General features: G+C 71.1%; 20 protein-coding genes. 14 read left to right on the top strand and 6 right to left on the bottom strand.

The window, feature by feature from the left end; translation table 11 throughout:
- Positions 1 to 8: 8 nt before the first annotated feature.
- The 6 genes from ACLJQF_RS31765 to ACLJQF_RS31740 all read left to right on the top strand — a co-directional run bounded on the left by ACLJQF_RS31765 (position 9) and on the right by ACLJQF_RS31740 (position 5,637).
- Positions 9 to 1,046 carry a hypothetical protein gene (locus tag ACLJQF_RS31765; RefSeq protein WP_410614015.1) on the top strand — a complete coding sequence of 346 codons (1,038 nt, stop codon included), beginning with the start codon at positions 9 to 11 and terminating at the stop codon, positions 1,044 to 1,046.
- Positions 1,047 to 1,176: 130 nt separating this feature from the next.
- Entirely contained in the window at positions 1,177 to 1,443 is a 267-nt protein-coding gene (locus ACLJQF_RS31760; RefSeq protein WP_410614152.1) for a hypothetical protein, read from the top strand.
- A 177-nt stretch (positions 1,444 to 1,620) separates the two neighbouring features.
- Positions 1,621 to 1,836 (top strand): hypothetical protein, encoded by a 216-nt coding sequence (locus ACLJQF_RS31755; protein WP_410614014.1) that lies wholly within the window; start codon positions 1,621 to 1,623, stop codon positions 1,834 to 1,836.
- A 20-nt stretch (positions 1,837 to 1,856) separates the two neighbouring features.
- Positions 1,857 to 3,743, top strand: a complete 1,887-nt coding sequence (locus ACLJQF_RS31750) for a RiPP maturation radical SAM C-methyltransferase (RefSeq protein WP_410614013.1) — start codon at positions 1,857 to 1,859, stop codon at positions 3,741 to 3,743.
- A gap of 11 nt (positions 3,744 to 3,754) precedes the next feature.
- Positions 3,755 to 4,387: a DUF5825 family protein gene (locus ACLJQF_RS31745; RefSeq protein ID WP_410614012.1), complete on the top strand. Its 633-nt coding sequence runs from the start codon at positions 3,755 to 3,757 to the stop codon at positions 4,385 to 4,387.
- The gene (locus ACLJQF_RS31740; RefSeq protein WP_410614011.1) at positions 4,384 to 5,637 is read left to right on the top strand and encodes an MFS transporter; all 1,254 of its coding nucleotides are present in this window, start codon (positions 4,384 to 4,386) and stop codon (positions 5,635 to 5,637) included. The genes ACLJQF_RS31745 and ACLJQF_RS31740 overlap by 4 nt, the downstream gene beginning before the upstream one ends.
- Before the next feature lie 2 nt (positions 5,638 to 5,639).
- Here ACLJQF_RS31740 and ACLJQF_RS31735 read toward each other — a convergent pair whose 3' ends face one another.
- The 3 genes from ACLJQF_RS31735 to ACLJQF_RS31725 form a co-directional block, all read right to left on the bottom strand.
- Positions 5,640 to 6,728, bottom strand: a complete 1,089-nt coding sequence (locus ACLJQF_RS31735) for an MAB_1171c family putative transporter (RefSeq protein ID WP_410614010.1) — start codon at positions 6,726 to 6,728, stop codon at positions 5,640 to 5,642.
- Entirely contained in the window at positions 6,725 to 7,240 is a 516-nt protein-coding gene (locus ACLJQF_RS31730; RefSeq protein WP_410614151.1) for an ImmA/IrrE family metallo-endopeptidase, read from the bottom strand. The genes ACLJQF_RS31735 and ACLJQF_RS31730 overlap by 4 nt, the downstream gene beginning before the upstream one ends.
- A 405-nt stretch (positions 7,241 to 7,645) precedes the next feature.
- Complete coding sequence (locus ACLJQF_RS31725; protein WP_410614009.1) at positions 7,646 to 9,460, bottom strand: molybdopterin-dependent oxidoreductase; 1,815 nt, start codon at positions 9,458 to 9,460, stop codon at positions 7,646 to 7,648.
- Between the two features lie 46 nt (positions 9,461 to 9,506).
- Here ACLJQF_RS31725 and ACLJQF_RS31720 point away from each other — a divergent pair, with 46 nt between their 5' ends.
- The 5 genes from ACLJQF_RS31720 (at position 9,507) to ACLJQF_RS31700 (ending at position 13,141) form a co-directional block, all read left to right on the top strand.
- Entirely contained in the window at positions 9,507 to 9,716 is a 210-nt protein-coding gene (locus ACLJQF_RS31720) for a hypothetical protein (RefSeq protein WP_410614008.1), read from the top strand.
- A gap of 309 nt (positions 9,717 to 10,025) precedes the next feature.
- Positions 10,026 to 10,466, top strand: a complete 441-nt coding sequence (locus ACLJQF_RS31715; protein ID WP_410614150.1) for an Imm1 family immunity protein — start codon at positions 10,026 to 10,028, stop codon at positions 10,464 to 10,466.
- A 544-nt stretch (positions 10,467 to 11,010) separates the two neighbouring features.
- The gene (locus ACLJQF_RS31710; RefSeq protein WP_410614007.1) at positions 11,011 to 11,220 is read left to right on the top strand and encodes a hypothetical protein; all 210 of its coding nucleotides are present in this window, start codon (positions 11,011 to 11,013) and stop codon (positions 11,218 to 11,220) included.
- 174 nt (positions 11,221 to 11,394) lie between these two features.
- Complete coding sequence (locus ACLJQF_RS31705; RefSeq protein ID WP_410614006.1) at positions 11,395 to 12,210, top strand: S1 family peptidase; 816 nt, start codon at positions 11,395 to 11,397, stop codon at positions 12,208 to 12,210.
- A 94-nt stretch (positions 12,211 to 12,304) separates the two neighbouring features.
- Positions 12,305 to 13,141, top strand: a complete 837-nt coding sequence (locus tag ACLJQF_RS31700; RefSeq protein WP_410614149.1) for a LysR family transcriptional regulator — start codon at positions 12,305 to 12,307, stop codon at positions 13,139 to 13,141.
- A gap of 101 nt (positions 13,142 to 13,242) precedes the next feature.
- On the opposite strand, the gene ACLJQF_RS31695 is transcribed toward ACLJQF_RS31700, so the two are convergent.
- Positions 13,243 to 13,797 carry a suppressor of fused domain protein gene (locus tag ACLJQF_RS31695; RefSeq protein WP_410614005.1) on the bottom strand — a complete coding sequence of 185 codons (555 nt, stop codon included), beginning with the start codon at positions 13,795 to 13,797 and terminating at the stop codon, positions 13,243 to 13,245.
- Positions 13,798 to 13,880: 83 nt separating this feature from the next.
- On the opposite strand from ACLJQF_RS31695, the gene ACLJQF_RS31690 reads away from it, so the two are divergent.
- Both ACLJQF_RS31690 and ACLJQF_RS31685 read left to right on the top strand, forming a co-directional pair.
- Positions 13,881 to 14,951: an NAD(P)/FAD-dependent oxidoreductase gene (locus ACLJQF_RS31690; protein ID WP_410614004.1), complete on the top strand. Its 1,071-nt coding sequence runs from the start codon at positions 13,881 to 13,883 to the stop codon at positions 14,949 to 14,951.
- 35 nt (positions 14,952 to 14,986) lie between these two features.
- Positions 14,987 to 15,514, top strand: a complete 528-nt coding sequence (locus tag ACLJQF_RS31685; RefSeq protein WP_410614003.1) for a GNAT family N-acetyltransferase — start codon at positions 14,987 to 14,989, stop codon at positions 15,512 to 15,514.
- Here ACLJQF_RS31685 and yaaA read toward each other — a convergent pair.
- On the bottom strand, positions 15,501 to 16,247 hold the full coding sequence (yaaA, locus tag ACLJQF_RS31680) for a peroxide stress protein YaaA (RefSeq protein ID WP_410614002.1): 747 nt from the start codon (positions 16,245 to 16,247) through the stop codon (positions 15,501 to 15,503). The genes ACLJQF_RS31685 and yaaA overlap by 14 nt on opposite strands.
- A gap of 157 nt (positions 16,248 to 16,404) precedes the next feature.
- On the opposite strand from yaaA, the gene ACLJQF_RS31675 reads away from it, so the two are divergent.
- Positions 16,405 to 17,379 (top strand): GNAT family N-acetyltransferase, encoded by a 975-nt coding sequence (locus ACLJQF_RS31675; RefSeq protein ID WP_410614001.1) that lies wholly within the window; start codon positions 16,405 to 16,407, stop codon positions 17,377 to 17,379.
- Here the strand turns inward: ACLJQF_RS31675 and ACLJQF_RS31670 are convergent.
- The gene (locus ACLJQF_RS31670) at positions 17,360 to 18,262 is read right to left on the bottom strand and encodes a 2-hydroxyacid dehydrogenase (protein ID WP_410614000.1); all 903 of its coding nucleotides are present in this window, start codon (positions 18,260 to 18,262) and stop codon (positions 17,360 to 17,362) included. The genes ACLJQF_RS31675 and ACLJQF_RS31670 overlap by 20 nt on opposite strands.
- Between the last annotated feature and the right edge of the window lie 11 nt (positions 18,263 to 18,273).

Genomic DNA, 18,273 nt, shown 5'->3' with positions numbered 1-18,273 from the left:
GGGACGACATGGCCCAGCGGTGGTACACGGCGGACGACGGCGGCCCGGTCGCCGATCTCGATCCGGTCTTTCGCAACGGTTACGCACCGGCCCTGCACGGAATGCTGAAGGCGTTGAGCGTCGTCAACACCGACGGGCCGCCGTGGGGGCCGAGGTGGGCCCAGTTCGACGACCCGATCTACGAGCCGACGGAGCTGCGCTCGGCCATGGACAACGCCGGGTGGTCGGTCGCGTACTGCACGCTTCACCCGATCATGCAGGGCTCGGTCCACGGCGACGGCAGCCGTGACCTCAGTGTGGGCGAGTTCTTCAGCCACGCGGAGATCCTCACCGGCCAGGACGTCGGCAAGGTCAAGGGCTACGCCGACCGGGACCACCCGGATGCGCTCAAGCTCCAGAACGGTGGCTGGATCCAGCGCGCGGGCGACGCGCTCGAGAACGCCCGCGCTTCCGGCCGGGCGCTGTCCGAGTACGGCCGGCTCGAACCGGTGCAGCTGGGCAACGGGTGGTGGGGCGGCCACTGGAGCGGGCCGCCCGGTTCGGTGCCGCACGACGCGCAGGCGCGCTGTTCGACCATCAACGAGTGGTACGAAAACTTCCGCGCGTCGGCACTGACCGTGCTGGCGGAGTCGCTCACCCGGTTCGGCGCGATCATCCACGGTGCGCGGTACAACCTGAACAGCTTGATGGGCGCGTGCGTGGACCAGCTCGAAAAGTTCGACGCCGAAGCCGAAGTGGCACAAGGCTTGTCCACCGGCTGGAAGACCTACCGGGGCATCGTGGACCTGGTGACCGCCGGTCCGATGGCCCCCTTCGTGATCGCCGACAAGATGGTCGAGGTGCTCGGTGACAACGGCACCGAAAGCCTCGACGCCGGCGGCTTCTACGGCACGCTCTACAGCTTCCTCCGGAAGGCGGACGAGCTGATGCGCCGCACGACCGACGAGGTCGACGCGCTCATCGACGAGATGCGGAAGAAGTTCGTCGTCGCGGACAAGGACCTGGGCGCGCCGTCCTGGATCGGGTCGGCGCCGGAGATCGCCTGAGCGTGGCCTCTGAACGCCGGGGGAGTAGCGTGCACGGTGCGGGACACGCGCGGCCGGGAGATCGCCGCGGCCTGTGGCCTGTCGGCCACTGAAGGCTGAGTTTCGTTTCGGTTATGGAGAAATCGTCGTGATGTATGCGCCCACCCTGCTGGACCCGGCTGCGGAATCGTTGAAGCTGGCGGACGTGTGCGGCGCGACGCAGGTCGCTCGCGAAGCCCGGACGCTGCTCGGTGATCGGTTCAGCTCGGTGACGTTCATGTACGTGCTGATGCGGGCGTACGAGGTGGAATACAACGCGGCGCGGGACGCTTCGCGGTGGCACGAGTTCCATGGTGGGCCGCGGGCGCTTTCGGATGCCGATCTGGAGAAGCTGCTCGCTCCGTGGCTCGGCCGCTGATCATCTGTTGCGGCGAAAGTGGATGAAGTCGCCGGTGATCTCCAAAGATTCTCGGTCGAGGAAGCGCTTTACCGACAAGGTCGGCGGGAATTACCCTGTAGCTGCGGCACGCCGCCGGACGGCTTCGTCGGTGCGTCACCAGGTTTTCGGAATTCGTATCGAAACGAGGGGAAGCAGATGAAATCCACACCCGCTGCCGCGCTCACGGTAACGAATCTCGCGGAATCCGATGATCGTCCCGGCGCCGACCGCGGCGTCAGGTTCAATGTCGCGCAGGGTCCGGCGCTCACCGTGACGCCCCTGGCCGAGCGTGACGAACACGGCGGCACCGGCCGCGGTGTGACCATGTACAACGAAGCCGAGAAGGCCGACGTCGCCGCGAAACCGCGCTGACCGGCGGAACAGGCGTTTCGATGTCCCGCGGGCACGTCCCCCGCACCTGCCTGGTGTCGATGCCGTGGCACTCGCTGCACCGCCCCTCCCTCGCGCTCGGCGTACTGCGCGCGGCGTGCGCCCGGGAGGGATTTCCGGTCCCGGTTTCCTACCACGGCAGTCTCGCCTTCGCCGACATGATGCTGCGGGCCGGCCTGACCGTGGGCGATTACGCGGAACTGGCGGACACCGGGTTCCACCATTCGCTCGGCGAATGGACCTTTGCGGGCGCGCTCAACGGACCTGATTTCGGCTATGCGGGCATGCGGGATCTGGCCCGCCGCGCCGGCCTGCCCTTCCGCATCGCCGCGGCGGTTCGTGAGCTCGCGGACGAATTCGCCGATCAGGCCGCCGACGCGATTCTCGCCCACGAGCCGGAACTGGTCGGCTTCAGCGCGACCTTCAGCCAGACCATCGCCAGCCTGGCGGTGGCCCGGCGGATCAAGGACCGGCGCCCCGGCGTGCAGATCCTGGTCGGGGGTTACTCGACCGACGGCCCGATGGGCGTGGCGCTGCACCGGGAGTACCCGTTCGTCGACTACGTCCTGCGCGGCGAGGCCGACGTGAATTTCCCGAAACTGCTTACGGCCCTCGCCGAATGCCACGCGACCGGAACCCGCGACGGCCTCGACGACGTGCCCCAGCTGTGCTGGCGCGACGACGTCGGCGCCACCCGGGTCAGTCCGTGCCCGTCCCGGCTGGTCTCGCCGACGTCGATCACGACGCCGGACTACGACGACTGGTTCGCCGCCGTTCCCCCTTCCGTCGCGGCCCGCGTCGAACCGGAGCTGGTCGTGGAGTCCTCCCGCGGCTGCTGGTGGGGGGAGAAACACCACTGCGTCTTCTGCGGCCTCAACGGCACCGCGATGACGTACCGGGCCAAGCCCGCCCAGTCCTTTGTGGACGAGCTGCTCGGGCTGGTGCGCCGGCACCGGATCCTCGACGTCACCACGATCGACAACATCCTGCCGAACGAGTACTACCGGTCGGCACTGCCGGAGCTGGCCGACAGCGGCCACGACCTGCGCATCCACTACGAGATCAAGGCCAACGCGCAGATCGAGGACGTGGCCGCGCTGCGGGCGGCCGGCGTGTGGGACGTCCAGCCCGGCGTCGAGAGCCTGGTCGACGACGTCCTGCAGCGGATGCGCAAGGGTGTCCGCGGGGCGCACAACGTGCGGATGCTGCGCGACGGTGCCTCGGCCGGGCTCAACATCACCTGGAACTGGTTGTACGGGTTTCCGGGCGAGCGCCTGGCGGACTACGCCGCGGTCGTGGCCCAGCTGCCCGCCCTGGTGCACCTGCAACCGCCCAGTGGTGCGGCACGGATCGCGCTGCAACGGTTTTCGCCGAACTTCGACGACCCGCGGCAGGGCTTCACCCAGCGACGCCCGGCGGCGGGGGCGCGCCTCGTCCACGACATCGACGACCCGGCGCGGCTCGCCGAGCTCGTCTACTCCTTCGACACCCCGGACCAGGGACTCACGGCCGAGGAGGTCACGCCACTGATCGACGCGCTGGCCGCTTGGACTGCGGGCGGTGCGGGAAGTGCACTGATCGCCCGCACCATCGGCGACGTCGTGGTGATCCGGGACCGGCGCCACGGCTGGGCACCGGCCGACCACGTGCTCGAGCACCCGCGTGAAATCGCGGCCTGGCGGGCACTGGAAACCGGCCGCGCCCCGCTCCGGGTGCTTGCCGAACAGAACCACGAATGGGACCCGGACGACTTCGGCCACTGGCTTCGCCGGCTCGAGGAAGCCGGTCTGGTCTTCACCGATGGCACTTTGTGGATCACCCTGGCCACCTCGCCCACCGTGGCGCGGAAGACCCAGGTGCCGTTGCCGGTTCTCGCGCCGTCCGCCTGAGAAGGAGTTCCATGCGTACCCTGTCCGCTCCGCACCCGGCGTGGCCCGAAACGGTCGAACTCGGCTTCGGCCGAATCGAGGCCGATCCCGACGCCGCACTGCGGGTCGTGGCCGAACTGGCGGGGCGTGCGCAGCAGTTGCGGCTGCCGGAGCCGTTCGCCTTCGGCGATTCCGCGCACCGCGACGCGACGATGGTGCGTTTGCTCGCCGCCGCGGCGGCGGCGTTCGTTCCGGTGGACTGGACCTTGCGGGAGTCGTTGCCGGACACCGTTCCCGAACGCGCTTTGTGGCATCTGCCGCCACCGCGGGGCGACGGGGAACTCGGTCGCCGCTGGCGTGAAGCTCACGACGTGGGCAGCTGCACCTACCGGTACGGCCCGGGGTTCGTCCTCATCCACGACACCCGCCCGGGCGGGCCGATCAACCGCGTCCACGTCGAAGCCGGCTGGGTCGGCACCTTCCGGACCCTGGCCGGCACGGACCGGCCGCCGGCGGGCGGGGCCGCGGCGGATCTCCTCGACCAGCTGGCGGCTCACCAGCTCGCCCTGCGGTTGGACGACCGGTATGCCGTCGTCCTGCCCTACCACGCGGATCGGCGTCCACCACCCGGCCGGGTGGTCGCGTCGGTGAAGCCGGGCCCATGACCGACGCCTCGCCGGACGTGTCGGCGTCGGCGGCCGGGCTGCGCGGGCATCGCGCGTTCCGGTTCCTGTGGACCGCGGACGCCGCCTCCCAGTTGGGTACCGCCGCCGCGACCGCGCTGGTGCCCCTGCTCGCCGCGACCACCCTCGGCGCCACTCCGTTGCAGATGGGACTGCTCACCGCGGCGGAGACCGTGGCGTTCCTGGTCATCGGCCTGCCCGCCGGTGCCTGGATCGACCGGACCCGCCGCCGCCGCGCGGTGCTCGTCGGCGCTGATCTCGTCCGGGCCTTGCTGTTCTTCGGGCTTCCGGTCGCGGGCTGGACCGGTGTGCTGGACTTTCCGCAGCTGCTCGTCACGGCTGTGCTCGTCGGCGTCGCGACCGTGTTCTTCGACGCCGCCTATCAGGCGTACCTGCCGGTGGTGATCGGGCTGGAGAACCTGGAAGCCGGCTACGCGCGCCTGCAGATCACCCTGTCGGTCGCCGCGGCCGCCGGGCCCGGCATCGGCGGCCTGCTCACCCGCGTGATCGGTGCCGCCTCCGGGCTGCTGCTCACCGGGGCGGGCTACCTGGCTTCGGCCGCGCTCCTGTCGCGCGTCCGGGCCGACGTGCCGCCGATCCCACCGCGGCCGCGGGAGGTGCGGCTACGCACCGAGATCGCCGAGGGCCTCCGCTACATCGCCGGTCACCGCCAGCTCCGCCTGCTGGCCGTCGCGAGTTCCGTCGCGGCGTTCTTCACCGCCGGCATCATTTCCATGGAAGTCCTGTTCTTCACGCACGACCTGCACCTGGACGCGGCGGGTGCGGGCGTCCTGCTGGCCTTGTCGGGTGTGGGCAGCGTCATCGGCGCCGCGACGACCGGCCGCTGGACCCGCCGCATCGGAACGGCTCGCGCCAACTGGCTGGTGCCGGTGCTGACCTGGCCACCGCACCTGCTGCTCCCGCTCGCCCAGCCGGGTCCGATCGGCCTGCTCCTGGCCGCAACGGGCATCGTCATCCACGCCGCCGGCGGCACGACCTACAACGTGATCGTGATGACCCGCCGCCAGCGACTCACCCCGGACGCACTGCGCGGCCGCGTCCACACGAGCATGCGCGTGCTCATCTGGGGAACCATGCCACTCGGCGCCTTGGCCGCGGGCGTCTTCGCCGAGTCGGTGGGGACGCGCGCGACCCTGACCATCGCCGTCGCCGGAATCCTCATCGCGATCGTGCCCGCGGCCCGGTCCGCCCGTGACCACCCGGTCTCCTGAGGTCAGGCGGCCGCCGCTTTCAGGGACTCGGACAAGGTGACCAGCTCGCGGGCGTCCTCGTCCAGGCTGCCGCCGTCCGGGATGGCCAGTGGCATCGGCTCCTCCGGGGCCGGTTCCCGGCGGGCGTGTGCGCGCAGCGCCTCCGTGAGCCGATCCGGCAACGGGCCGTCCAAGCGGGCGACGTACGGGCTGATCCGGACCAGCCCGTCCCGGCATTCGATCACCCGCCGGTAATAACGGCGGTGCACGCCCAGCACGCTCAGCGTGTCCCACCGGCCCAGCGGGGTCCGGCTCAGCGCGTCCGCCGGGAACGCCTCGTGCAGCTGTGTCCACAACGGACGGAGCCGGTGGTACGTCCGCAGGTGCTGCCACCACACGCGGGCCGCCGCCAGGCGGGTGGCGACGCCGGGGTAGGACAGGCCGACGACGAGCAGGATCGCGCTCGGGAACACCAGCCAGACCGTCGCCTGCACCAGCAGCCAGGGGATCGCCGCGCCCGCCCAGTGCACCAGCACCACCGCGATCAGGGTCGCCCCGCCCAGGGCGCCGATCGCGAACCCCGCCGACGCCACCGACAGCCCGCGGGCCAGCCGCGGTGCCGCCCCGCGGGCGTAGCGCCGGGCGAAGAAACAGGCACTCGCGATGCCGTACGTGAGGTACAGGTCGGCCGCGAGGTAGAAGACCGAAACCCCGGCACGGGGGTACTGCGCCGGCGGGACGTCCGGCATCAGCACCGTGACGGTCGCCATCACCAGGATCGCGACGGCCGGCGGGATCAGTTCCAGCCGGGCCCGCCGCCGGGCCCGGGCGGCCGGCAGGGCCGAGAACAGGAAGAAACACGCCAGCGAGAAGACCAGCCCGCAGAGGAACACGTGCTGGAACAGCAGCGGCACGATCCGCCCGGGGTCCGGCTGGTTGACGTCTCCGGCCAGGAGGCCCAGCGGGTAGGCGGCCGCGAAGCAGGCCAGGCAGGCGGTGACCATCCAGCGCGCCACGTCGCCCGGCGCCCGGGTCAGCTGGTAGCTCTTCCACAGCAGCGCGGGGAACAGGATGACGCCCTGCACGACGATCAGCGTGACCTTGCTGCTCACAGCCAGCCGAGCCGTTCGTCCAGGGCAGCGTCGATCCGCCGCGCGGCGTGCTCGTCCGACGACGGTGTGGCGACCCGATCGAGGACCGAGGCCCACTCCAGGATGATCGTCGCCACCGTCTCGGCCTCCCGCTCGTGGTCGGTGTCGTAGGAGGTGCGCAGCAGGGCCCGCCGGACCGCCTCCGGTTCCAGGCCCGGCGCCAGCTGCGCCACCAGGCCGGGGTTCTCCTCGGTGGGGCCGTGGCCGGCCAGTAGGTGGCCCAGCTCGTGCAGGATGATGTGGCGCTGGTGGGCCTTGCTCGTGTCCTGCTGGTAGACGATGTAGTCGGCCTGGCCGGTGGCGATCCAGGCCCCGAACGGCCCCGGCACCGGGATCCGGTGCGGGATCAGCCGGATCGGGCGGCCGCGCTGGTGACCGACGCTGCGGCACAGCTCGAGGACGTCGAGCGGCGGCCGGATGCCCAGTTCGTTCAGCAGCCGCCTGCAGCGGCGCCGCAACTCGCGTTCCTTCACCAGCCGCCTTGCCATCGCCGTCGGAGCACCACGGACGGTAGCCCGTCGCGCCCTTACGGTAGACGACGCCGGCCCAGTCGATCATCGCCCGCCCCGGGGACCCGAAGCCGCCGGTCACCAACTCACGCACCGGAACGGCCAACTCGCCGGCGGTGTGGGTGAGTTGGCCGTTCCGGTTGGTGAGTTGGCCGCCGGGGGTGTTGTGGTCGGGGCTGGGGGAGGCCAGTGTGCGGGGTCGGGATGCACCCGATGTGGTCCTGGGTGCGTTCCCGGCCGGCGCAGACGCCCCGCGCCGTAGGTAGTCAAGTGACCGCTGGCCCTAGTGGCTGGTGGTCGTGAGTGGTAATTCGGGTTCTAACCCGAATTACCACTCACGACGGCTGCGGCAGACCGGCGGACCGGCGTTCAGGGGTGTTCCTCCCGTGCGATCTCGCAGAGTGACGCGCGCAGGGGTGAGCTGCCGCTCACCGGGTCGCTCGGGCCCTGGCCGAGCACGAGGTTGAGGTTGGCGCTGCCGTCGCCGGTGACCGGGTAGCCTGGCTCGCCGAGCCCGGCCGCGGGCTGCCACCAGCCGTGCTGGCCGCACACCACGTCCGGGTGGAGGTTGACGTTGAACTTCGCCCGCGCGCGGACGCTGCCGCGGGGAGTCTCCAGCCGCACCCAGTCGCCGGCCGTGATGCCGCGCGCCGCCGCCGTGTCGGGGTGCAGCTCGACCTGGGGGTCGGGGGCGGATTTGCGCAGGCTCGCGATCGCGCGGTGCTGGGTCTCGCAGAAGAACAGCGACTTGGCGCAGGTGAGGATCAGCGGGTAGCGGGCCGCCAGGTCCGGCCGGGAAACCGGGCTGAGCGACGGCTCGTCGTAGCCCGGCAGCGGCGGGTAGCCCTCCCGCCGCAGCGCCTCGGAGTACAGCTCGACGACACCGGAGGGCGTCCGGAAGCCGCGCTGCCGGTACTTGCGGTGGACCGTCCGCAGCGGCAGGCGGATGCCCTCCGGGGCGGCCCGCAACTGCTCGAGGCTGATCCCGCTCGGGGCCAGCTGGTGGCGCCAGGCCGCCTCGATGTCGCCGTCGAAGAAGTGCTCGCCCAGCCCGAGCGCCAGCGCGAGGTCGAAGATGATCCGCAGGTCCGGACGGGCTTCGCCGCGCGGGGCGACCAGCGGACGTCGCAACTGGACGGTGGACTGCGCGTCCTGGCTCGTCTCGAAGCCGATCCGCAGGGCCTCGCCTTCCCATGCGCTCGTCGCCGGCAGCACGATGTCGGCCTGCTCCGCGGTCGGGTTCAGGAACAGATCGGTGTGCACGAAGAAGTCCAGGGCGCCGAGCGCGTCCCGGCCACGCGCGCTGTCGCCGTGGGCCAGTACGAGGTTGGCACCGAAGTTGACCAGCGCCCGGGCCCGGTACGGGACGCCGTCCAGCGCCGCCCGGTAGAAGTCCTCGCCGGTGACGAACTCGAACCGCGCCGGGCCGAGCGGCCGCTCGCGGACGCCGATGGCCTTGGCCCGCTGCCCGGGGGACAGCAGCGCCGCGCCGTCGACCGGGTTCGACGGCACCGGGGTGAACAGGACGTTCCCGCCGGGCACGTCGAGGCAGCCGGTGAGGGCGTACAGCTGGCCGATGGCTCGCACGGTCTGCGTCGCGTTGCTGTGCTGTTCGAGCCCGCTCCAGGTGTAGAACGCGACCGGGCGCGCTTCCCACAGCAGCCGGGCCGCGGCGGTGATCCGGTCCGCGGGCACGCCGGTGATCCGCTCGGCGACGTCGGGGGCGAACTGGGCGCACTCTTCGGTGATGAGGTCCCAGACCCGGCGGGTCGCCACCCCGTCCGGCGGGGGTGTGCCGCGCGCGAGCAGTTCGCCGGTGTCGGTCCGGACCGCCCACGCCGCGTTGGTCCACCGTTCGACGAAATGCGTGTCGTACCAGCCGTTTTCGAGCATCTCGTTGGTGATCGCCAGCGCGAGTGCGGCATCCGTGCCGGGCCGGACGCGCAGCCAGTGATCGGCCTTGCTCGCCAGGCCGGCCCGCCGCGGATCCACCACGACGAGCTTCGCGCCCCGCCGCAGGGCCGCCGTGGTCGCGGTGGCGTGCGCGAGCCGGGACACCGACGGGTTGTACCCCCAGTAGAGGATGCAGCCGGCGTTTTCGAGGTCGGGCAGGTATGCGCCGGGCACCGGCTCGCCCCAGGTGTAGGTGGTGGCCAGGTGGCGGCCCCAGCCGCACAGCTCCATGTAGCTCCTGATTGAGCGCCTTGCCGAGCAGTTGAAGGTGTCGTGGGTGATTTCGGTAAGCCTTGAATACCTTGCCGATATGCTGACTCTCGAACGCTGCTCGAAATTCGTCCGTCTCGAAAAAGCCGTTCGTCAGCTCGACCGGTGGTGTGCGGAGCTGGTCACGCTGCTCCCGATGGCACCTGCTGCACAGGCGAGCGGTGTTGTCGGCTGCGAGCGCTGTCCCGCACCCCGGGCAGCGACGACCACCAGATGAACCGGTTGCGCGCTGCTGCGGACCGCCGGGTGAACTCATCCGATCCCCTCGTCAACGTTAGAGCCAGCCTGCCCTCTGACCAGCGTACATAGTGCGACAGGCTCTCACCAGCAGATCAATCTCATGAGCTCAGAAACCGGCGCCTACCAGGCGTTTATGTCGAGGCCGGCATGCCGCATGTCCGACTTGATATAGACCCGACCCGCTGCGCTGCGTGACGGTTGGCGGCGGCAGGGTCCAGCGTTCCGGCCGGAGACGCAGGGTCCGCACCAGGCGGCCACCTCTCGACCGAACGGCGACGTGAACAACATGCTCCTCACGGCATCGCTCACCACTGGTGTAGTCCGCGTCACACGCGGAATGCTGGCATCGACTCGCCTGGTTGACGAGATATTGACACTGGATCATGTCGACTGGGAAACCACACTCGCGGTTGGCGACGTCGAATTCCATCGCAGCAAGGATGGTCCGTTCCCCAACCATCAGCTTCGAATCAGTGTCCGCCCGTCGGCGGGCTTCGCGGCACTGAATTACACGGACCATGACGATCCAGAGATGACGATCGCCAACTCTTTCAACCCCAAGCGTCCACTGCCTGAGGTGGACTTAATTTTTAACGGTACAACCGGCGCGGTATTTCCGCGCACGGCAGCCATTCCGGTTGCCGATACGCGCATGGCGTTGATCGAATGGCTGGAAACGCGAAAGCGGCCGACCTGTATCAACTGGCGCCCATACGACTCCTACTGAAAATCGCACTCAATGAAAGAAAGTCTGCAAGCCTGCGGGCAACGGGAGGGCGGAAGTGAACAGGGAGGCAGATATCCGTCCGACTGACTCGGACTTCGCTCAGCTGGCCCGGCCACGCGCGCCCGGCGAACCGATGACCGAAAAGGACTTCGTGACGGCAAAGCGGCTTGTGGACGCGTACTGGCCCAAGTTCCGTGCTCCGCGCACGTTGCCGGAGAAGTGGCAATGACAGTTCTCGACGACAGGCCAGGAATCCTGGCTGAACACAGGTCCATGTCCTACCCAACCGACTACGAGTGGCACGCATTCATCGACGGACTGGCTCACTGGTACCCACTCGTCCAGTTGCGTGCCGACTGGCCACCGCTGCTCACACCGGGCTGCGAAGAGGACCAGGCATTTCCGCTGCGGCATGACCGCGAGAGCGTCACGAGGTGGCCGGTGCACCCGCTCCCGGGGCGCACCTGCCCCGGCTGCGAGCTCCGCGCGCTCGCAGCAACCCGGGAGACGCTTCGTGCTCAAGGGCTCTTTCGGGAGGTGCCGGATGCATAAGCGTGATCGAGAACTGCTCGCCAAGATGGCCGGTGTGAACCGGGCTATGGGTGATATCACGCTCAAGCTTCTGCACGTCCACACCCAGGACGACGAATACGAGCGGTGGCTTCGCGAACTCGGCAAACGCCTCACCGAACTCGCAACCGACATGACCACCCGAGCGGATGAAATTGGCCGAGTAATCGAACCCGGCCCCTGAATCCCCGGTCGACGCACTGCGCCCTCCTCGCGGTGCGTCGGCTGGGCCCCACCCCCGCCCGTCGTCAAGGTCACCGCCCCGGTCGCATTCAAGTTCTTCCGAGCTTGAGGCTCGGAGGTTTATTGGTACACAACGGAAAGAGGAGTGTTGAGAACAACCGCAATCGCGTGCACCGTGGCAGCGTTGGCACTGCCCGGACTGCTGGGCGCAAGCACCGCAACCGCTGCTGTCCAACCGGAGATTGTTGGCGGCAGTGCCGCGACCGGGGACACGGGCTGGGCGGTGTCGATGGTGTATGACGCCCCCGCCTACGGTCGGTTCGCCGCTCCCTGGTGCGGCGGCGCGCTGCTGTTCCGTAGCTGGGTGGCGACCAACGCGCACTGTTTCACCGACATGCCGGGCAATGCCGGGAGCATCCCCATGTCGGCACGGACCTTCTCCGTGCGCGTGGGATCGAAGGACCGTACTCAGGGAGGGGAGACGGCCAAGGTCGTCGAGATCAAGGTTCACCCCGGCTGGCAGTGGGCCGCCGGAGCGCCCGCACAGCCGGTGGACGACATCGCCCTGCTCAAGCTGGATCACCCGGTGAACGTGCAGCCGATCCAGCTCGCCGGGCACCCGGCCAGGCCGGGTGATCGGGTGACGCTGTACGGGTGGGGTGCGGACCAGCCGGACGGGGACACGAGCCATCGGCCGGTGCAGCTTCAGCAGCTGCACACCACGGTGCTGTCGCCGGGCCGGTGCGCCGACGCGGGACAGTCGGCGGGCGAGATCTGCACCGACAACCCGCACGGGACCGACGGTCCCGGCGGCGGTGACTCCGGCGGCCCCGCCGTCGCACTGGTGCACGGTGTGCCGCAACTGGTCGGCACGTGCGGCCGCGCCGCCGCCCAGTACCCGGGTGTGAAGCCGACCGTCTACACCAGCGCCCCGGACTTCCGGACCTGGATCTATGACACGGCCCGTGGGGTTCCCGCCGCTGCTGCCTAGCCAGCGTGCTTAGCCGGGGGGTCTCCGACGCTGGCTGTCGGAGACCCCACGGTCGTGGGCCGATCTAAGCAGGTCACAACGGTAGTAGAAGTGCATTATAAACTTCGTAGTTGTCGCCGAAGAACTCCACTTCGGCCGGGCCGCGGCACGGCTGCACATGAGCCAGCCGCCGCTGAGCCGGGCGATCAAGCAGCTGGAAACCGACGTCGGGGCCGTCCTGCTGCTGCGGTCCGCCGCGGGGGTCATGCTCACCCCGGCCGGGACGGCGCTGCTGGCCGAGGCGCGGGCGTTGCTCGACCAGGCCGACCAGGCTCGCGTGCGGGTGGCCACGGCGGCGGGCGTGCCGACGCTCACCGTCGGCATCCTCGGCGACGGTGCCGACCCGGCCGCGACCCGGCTCGCCGACGCCTACCGGCGGCAGCACCCGGACGTCGAGGTCCGTGTCCGCGACGCCGACCTGACCGACCCGACCTGCGGGCTCCGCGCCGGGCTCGTCGACGTCGCGCTGACCCGCGGGCCGTTCGACGAGACCGGTCTGACCGTGCACGAACTGCGTGCCGACCCGGTGGGCGCGGTGCTGCGCGCCGACGACCCCCTCTCCGGCCGCGACCACCTCACGCTCGCCGACCTGGCCGGACGGCGCTGGTTCCGGTTCCCCGGCGGCACCGACCCGGTGTGGCAGACGTACTGGCATGGCGGGGAACCCCGCGAAGGGCCGGTGGTGCGGGCGGTGCAGGAGTGCCTGCAGGCCGTGCTGTGGAACGGCACGGTCGGGCTGATGCCGCTCGGGCACCGGCCGCCGGGCGAACTGGTCGTGGTGCCGCTGACCGGCCTGGCCCCGAACCCGGTGGTGGTCGCCTGGCGCGACAGCGACGCCGGGCCGCTGATCCGCTCGTTCGCGCGGCTGGCGACGGCTGCTTATCGCGGGTGAGCGGCGCCCGGACCGGTGCGGAAGCCTGCCCAGCGCCGCCGCCGAACGGCCGAGCACGTCGCCCTGCGCCGCGCTCGAGACCCGGCGCCGCGGCGGGGTGGCTAGACCACCGGCTGGCGGCGGACGTCGTAGAGATCCCAGTCCAGCTGCCAGAACGCGTCGATGCCGTGCTCGCGGATGTACTTCCGCTCGGTGTCGTGCACCGGGTAGCAGCCGGCGATGCTGATCGGCGCGCCGCCGACGTCGATCAGCGTGTACTGGTGCGCGTCGAGGCCCGCGGGCGCCGAAATCGCGAACGCCGTCATCGGCGACTCCGGGGCGATCGGCTGGCCGAAGTCGATGGTGTCGCCGTAGACGAACGGGCAGGTGCCGCGCAGCTGCTCGGCCAGGTAGCCGATGGCCAGCGCCCAGACCGGGTCGTCGGAGCGGACGCTGATCCACAGCTCCGGTCCCACGCCGTGCCAGTCCGGGTGGTCGGCCAGGGAAAGGCCGTAGGTCGCGCCGGTCAGGTACCGCGGCTCCGGCTCGTCGGCGTAGACGAACGCGATGACGTCGTCCAGTCCGGGCTGCGTCGACGGAATGGGCTGCAACCGGGGCGCGGCGGACCCCGTCAGGGTGTCGAGATGGGCGAAATACCGCTCGGCACGGCTGGGCATGGCGCGCAGCATACGACCGGCCGGGCGTCGGCGTGGGTTATCCCGTTGGCCCGGGCGCGGCAAGATCGGGCAGGGTGGGGAGCATGCGAGTGCTCGTGATCGGCAGCGGAATCGGCGGCGCGGCGACGGCCTGGCACCTGACGGCCCGTGGCGCGGAAGTGATCGTGGCGGACGCGGCACGCCCGGGGACGGCGACCGAGGCCGGTGCCGGCATCGTCAGTCCCTGGACATCCCGCTGGGACGACGCGCTGTACCCGCTCGCGGCGGCCGCGGGCCGGTACTACCGGGAGTTCACGGCGGAGCTCGAAGGTTCGTCGTTCGAGGTGGTCGGCGGAATGGTGGTGTCGGCCGACGACGCGGAGCTGGCCGGAGCGTACGAGCGGCTGACGTCGCGGGCGGCGGACGCGCCCGAGATCGGCGAGGTCCGGCGCCTCGACCCGGCGCAGGCCCGCGAGCTGTTCCCGGCACTGGCACCCGGGTTGGGCGCGGTGCACCTGGCGGGTGCCGGCCGCGTCGACGGCCATCTGCTGCGCCGCGCCCTGCTGGCGGCCGCCGAGCGGAGGGGCGCGAAGTTCGTCGAGGGCGAGGTCGCGTTCCGCGCGGACGGCACGGTGGCGACCCCGGACGGCCCCCTGGACGCGGACAGCGTGGTGGTGGCGGCCGGCGCGTGGAGCCGCGACCTGCTGGCCCCGCTGGGAATCGACCTGCCGGTGACGCCGCATCGAGGCCAGATCAGCCACTTCGACCTGCCGGGCACGGAAACGGCGGCCTGGCCGGTGGTCCTGCCACGCACCAGCCACTACCTCCTGGCCTTCGGTGGCGGCCGGGTGGTGGCGGGCGCAACGCGCGAGGCGGAGTCGGGCTTCGACTACCGCGTCACGGCGGCCGGGCAGCGCGAGGTGCTGGAGAACGCACTGTCGGTGGCGCCAGGGCTGGCGGACGCAACCCTCGCGGAAACCCGGGTCGGCTTCCGTCCCGGAACGCCGGACGGCCTTCCGGTGCTGGGCTTGGTCCGGCCGGGCCTGGCGGTGGCGACGGGCTTCGGCGCGGGCGGGCTCACGAACGCACCGTTCGCGGGAAAGCTGGTGGCGGCGATGGCCTTGGGCGAGGACCCGGGGTTCGACCTGAGCGCGTTCGCGCCGGACCGGTTTTGAGGGGGTATCGCCTCCGCGCGGCATCGGAGGAGGATTTGCCGGCGCTGCTGGCGATCCTCGACGGGGCCGGCGAGTGGTTGGGGACCCAGGGCACCGACCAGTGGGCGGGATCGCGCTGGCGGGCGGAGGAACTGCGCCCGGACCTGGCGACCGGCGGGCTGCGGGTGGCGGAGAAAGTGATCACCCGGGATTTCCCGGGCGCCGAACCCGGCCCGGCGAAGGCCGACCGCGGCCGGATTCCGCGCCGGCCGGTCCCGGTCGCCACCATGACCCTCGGCGAGGCCGCCTCATCGCGTTGGCTCCCTGCCGACGATCCCGCCTCCGCGCTCTACCTCAGCCACTTCGCCGTCGACCGGTGCCATGCCGGGCTCGGCGTCGGGAGCTGGCTGATCGGCGAAGCCGCCGGTGAAGCCGCGCGGCGAGGGAAACGCTCCCTGCGGCTCGACGCCTGGACCACCAACCGCCGGCTGCACGACTACTACCGCCGGCGGGGCTTCCGGCTCGTGCGGATCGCCGGTGATCGCTCCGGTGCCTTGTTCGAACGGGCCGTCAGCCCTCGGTGACCAGCTCCAGCACGTGCTCGCCCGTGCGCTCGACCACCAGCCCCGCCTTGGTGATCACCTTCGTCAGCTGGTCCACAGTGGACGGTTCCGCGCGCGTTTCCACCAGCACGCGCGCCAACCGGCCCTTGTGCGCCTTGTTGAAGTGGCTCACCGTCACGCGCTCGCCGCGGGCGGTCTCCGTCACCACCCGGACCGTCACCGCGTCCGGGCGCAGGTTGGCGAACGCCGAGTACGTGCCCGAGCGCAGGTCCACCACCAGCCCCTCCACGCCTTGCAGCACCGGCTCGAGGACCGGCTTCCACAGCCCGCGGACGGTACCCAGCGCCGGCAGCGAGTTTCCGCCCGAGAGGCGGTACGCCGGGATCGGGTCGGTGGCCGACACCACGCCGAACAGCGACGACGTCACCGCCAGCCGCCGGTGCGCCTTCGCCAACCCGGCCCTCGTGAAGCTCTTCACGTCCAGTGCGTCGTAGAGCACGCCGGTGTAGCGGCGCAGCGCCGGCATCGTCGGGGACGTCCACAGCTGCGCGTTGCGCGCGACCTCCCCGGCCTGCCGCTCGGTGAGGCCCAGGACCGCGACGCTGGCCGGGACGTCGGCGGCCAGCGCGACCAGCGCGTCGGCGAGCTTCGCGCGCGCCGGGTTCAGCTCGGGGAACGACAGCCCGTCGAGGTCGAGCGGGCCGCCGCGGCCGCCGTCGGCTTTGGTCTCGGAAGGAGGGAGGAGCACCAGCACGTGCCGAGCCTACTGTGCCGTTCATTGCCCATCCGACCACAGTCACGGCCGGAGGGCTTTCGTGGCAACGGTTGCTTGCCGCTCGGGGGGCGGCCTGCTTTTGGCCGGATCGGTAATCGGGATGCGCGGACACCGCCGCCCGGCCTAGCCTCCCGGCATGGACCTGACCTGGCGCCCGTTGACCCTCGACGACGCTCCCGCCCTCGCCGGGCTGTACGCGGCGGCCGAGGAAGTCGACCGGACGGGTGAGCACTTCAGCGCGGAAGACCTCCGCGACGAGCTGGCCGCCCCCAACGTCGACCTGGCCCGCGCCACCGCCGGCACCTGGGCGGGCGACCGGCTCGTGGGCTACGGCCTGGTGCTGCGCCGCGCGACCGCGACCCCCGTGCACATGATCCGGCTCCAGTCGGTCGTGCACCCGGAACACCGCAGCGACGCCGTCGGCACTCACCTGATCGAGTGGTTTTCGCGCACGAGCCGCGAGGTCCACGAGCGCGCCTTCCCGGGCGCGCCGCTCGAACTGCACCACGGCAGTCACCAGAACGAGCGCTGGATCGCCGGTGTCCTCACCCGCGCGGGCTACACGCACGGCCGGACCATGGTCAACATGCGGGTCGGCCTCGCCGACCTGCCGCCACAGCCGCCGCTGCCCGACGGCTTGGAGGCGGTGCCCTTCGACTTCGAGTACGACCTCGCCGCGCTCGACGCCCGCAACGACACCTTCGCCGGCCACTGGGGCAGCACCAGCTACGAGCCGGACGCCTGGCGCCACCTGGTCACCGGTTCGAAGGACTTCCGCCCCGAGCTGTCGTTCCTCGTCCTGGACGGTGACGACGGTGACAAGGTGCTGGCGTTCGTGCTGAGCCACCACTACGCGTCCGAAACGGAGGCGACGGGCATCCGCGAGCACTACGCCACCTGGGTGGGCACCCGGGCGGCCCTGCGCGGCCGCGGCGTCGCGTCCGGGCTGCTGGGGCACACGCTCCTGGCGGCGAAGGACGCGGGATTCGACCGGTCGGCCCTCAACGTCGACGTCGACAATGCGCACCGTGCGCTGGGTGTCTACGAACGGTGCGGATATCGCGTCGACGACGAATGGCACGTGTACGTGCTCAAGCCTCGACGAGGTTGAGCAGCTCCTCGCCCTGCGCGTACCTCCGCAGCTGCTCCGCCGCGAGCTTCTTCGCGCGCGGGTAAAACGACGCCGACCCGCCCGCGATGTGCGGGGTGATGACCACGCCCGGAGTCGTCCACAGTGGATGATCCGCGGGCAGTGGTTCCGGGTCCACGACGTCGAGACCGGCGCGCAGGCGCCCGGTGCCGGTCTCGGCGAGCAGCGCGTCCGTGTCGATCGCCGTGCCGCGGCCGACGTTGACGACCAGGGCGTCACCGGGGAGGGCGGCGAGCTCGGCGGGGCCGATGAGGCCGCGCGTCGCGGGGGTGTCCGGCAGGATCAGCACGACGATGTCGGCCTCCGGCAGCAGCGCGGGCAGTTCGGCGACGCCGTGGACGTCCTCGGCCGGGCGCGGGCGGCTCGCCACCCGCGTCACCACTGCCTCGGCGGCGACCAGCTGACGTTCGATGGCCTGCCCGATCGAGCCGTACCCGACGAGGAGAACCCGGCTGTCGGCCAGCGACCGCGTGTGCTCCCGCACCCACTCGCCGCGTGCCTGCTGCGCGAACCAGCGCGGCAGGTCCCGCTGCGCGGCGTGGATGAGCGCGAGGGCGTGCTCGGCGACACTCAGGTCGTGCAGGCCGCGCCCGTTCGCCAGGAGCACGCCCTCGGGCAGCAGCGGCACGATCGTCTCGACGCCGGCCGAGAGCGACTGCACCACCCGCAGCGACGGCAGTTCCTTGATCAGCTTCGGTGGCTCCGGCCCGCGGTCGTAGGGCAGCACGTAGAACTCGACGTCGCCGAGATCGGCCGGAGGGGCGCCGGCGCCGTCGTAGTACGCGGCGCCGAGCCCCTCCGGCACGTCGATGTCGGTCCACGGCAGCAGTACGCGAGCGCTCATGCCGCCTTTCT

The organism is Amycolatopsis sp. lyj-109 (genome assembly GCF_046548995.1).
Lineage (GTDB): Bacteria > Actinomycetota > Actinomycetes > Mycobacteriales > Pseudonocardiaceae > Amycolatopsis.
This window is presented reverse-complemented; position numbering and strand designations above follow the sequence as displayed.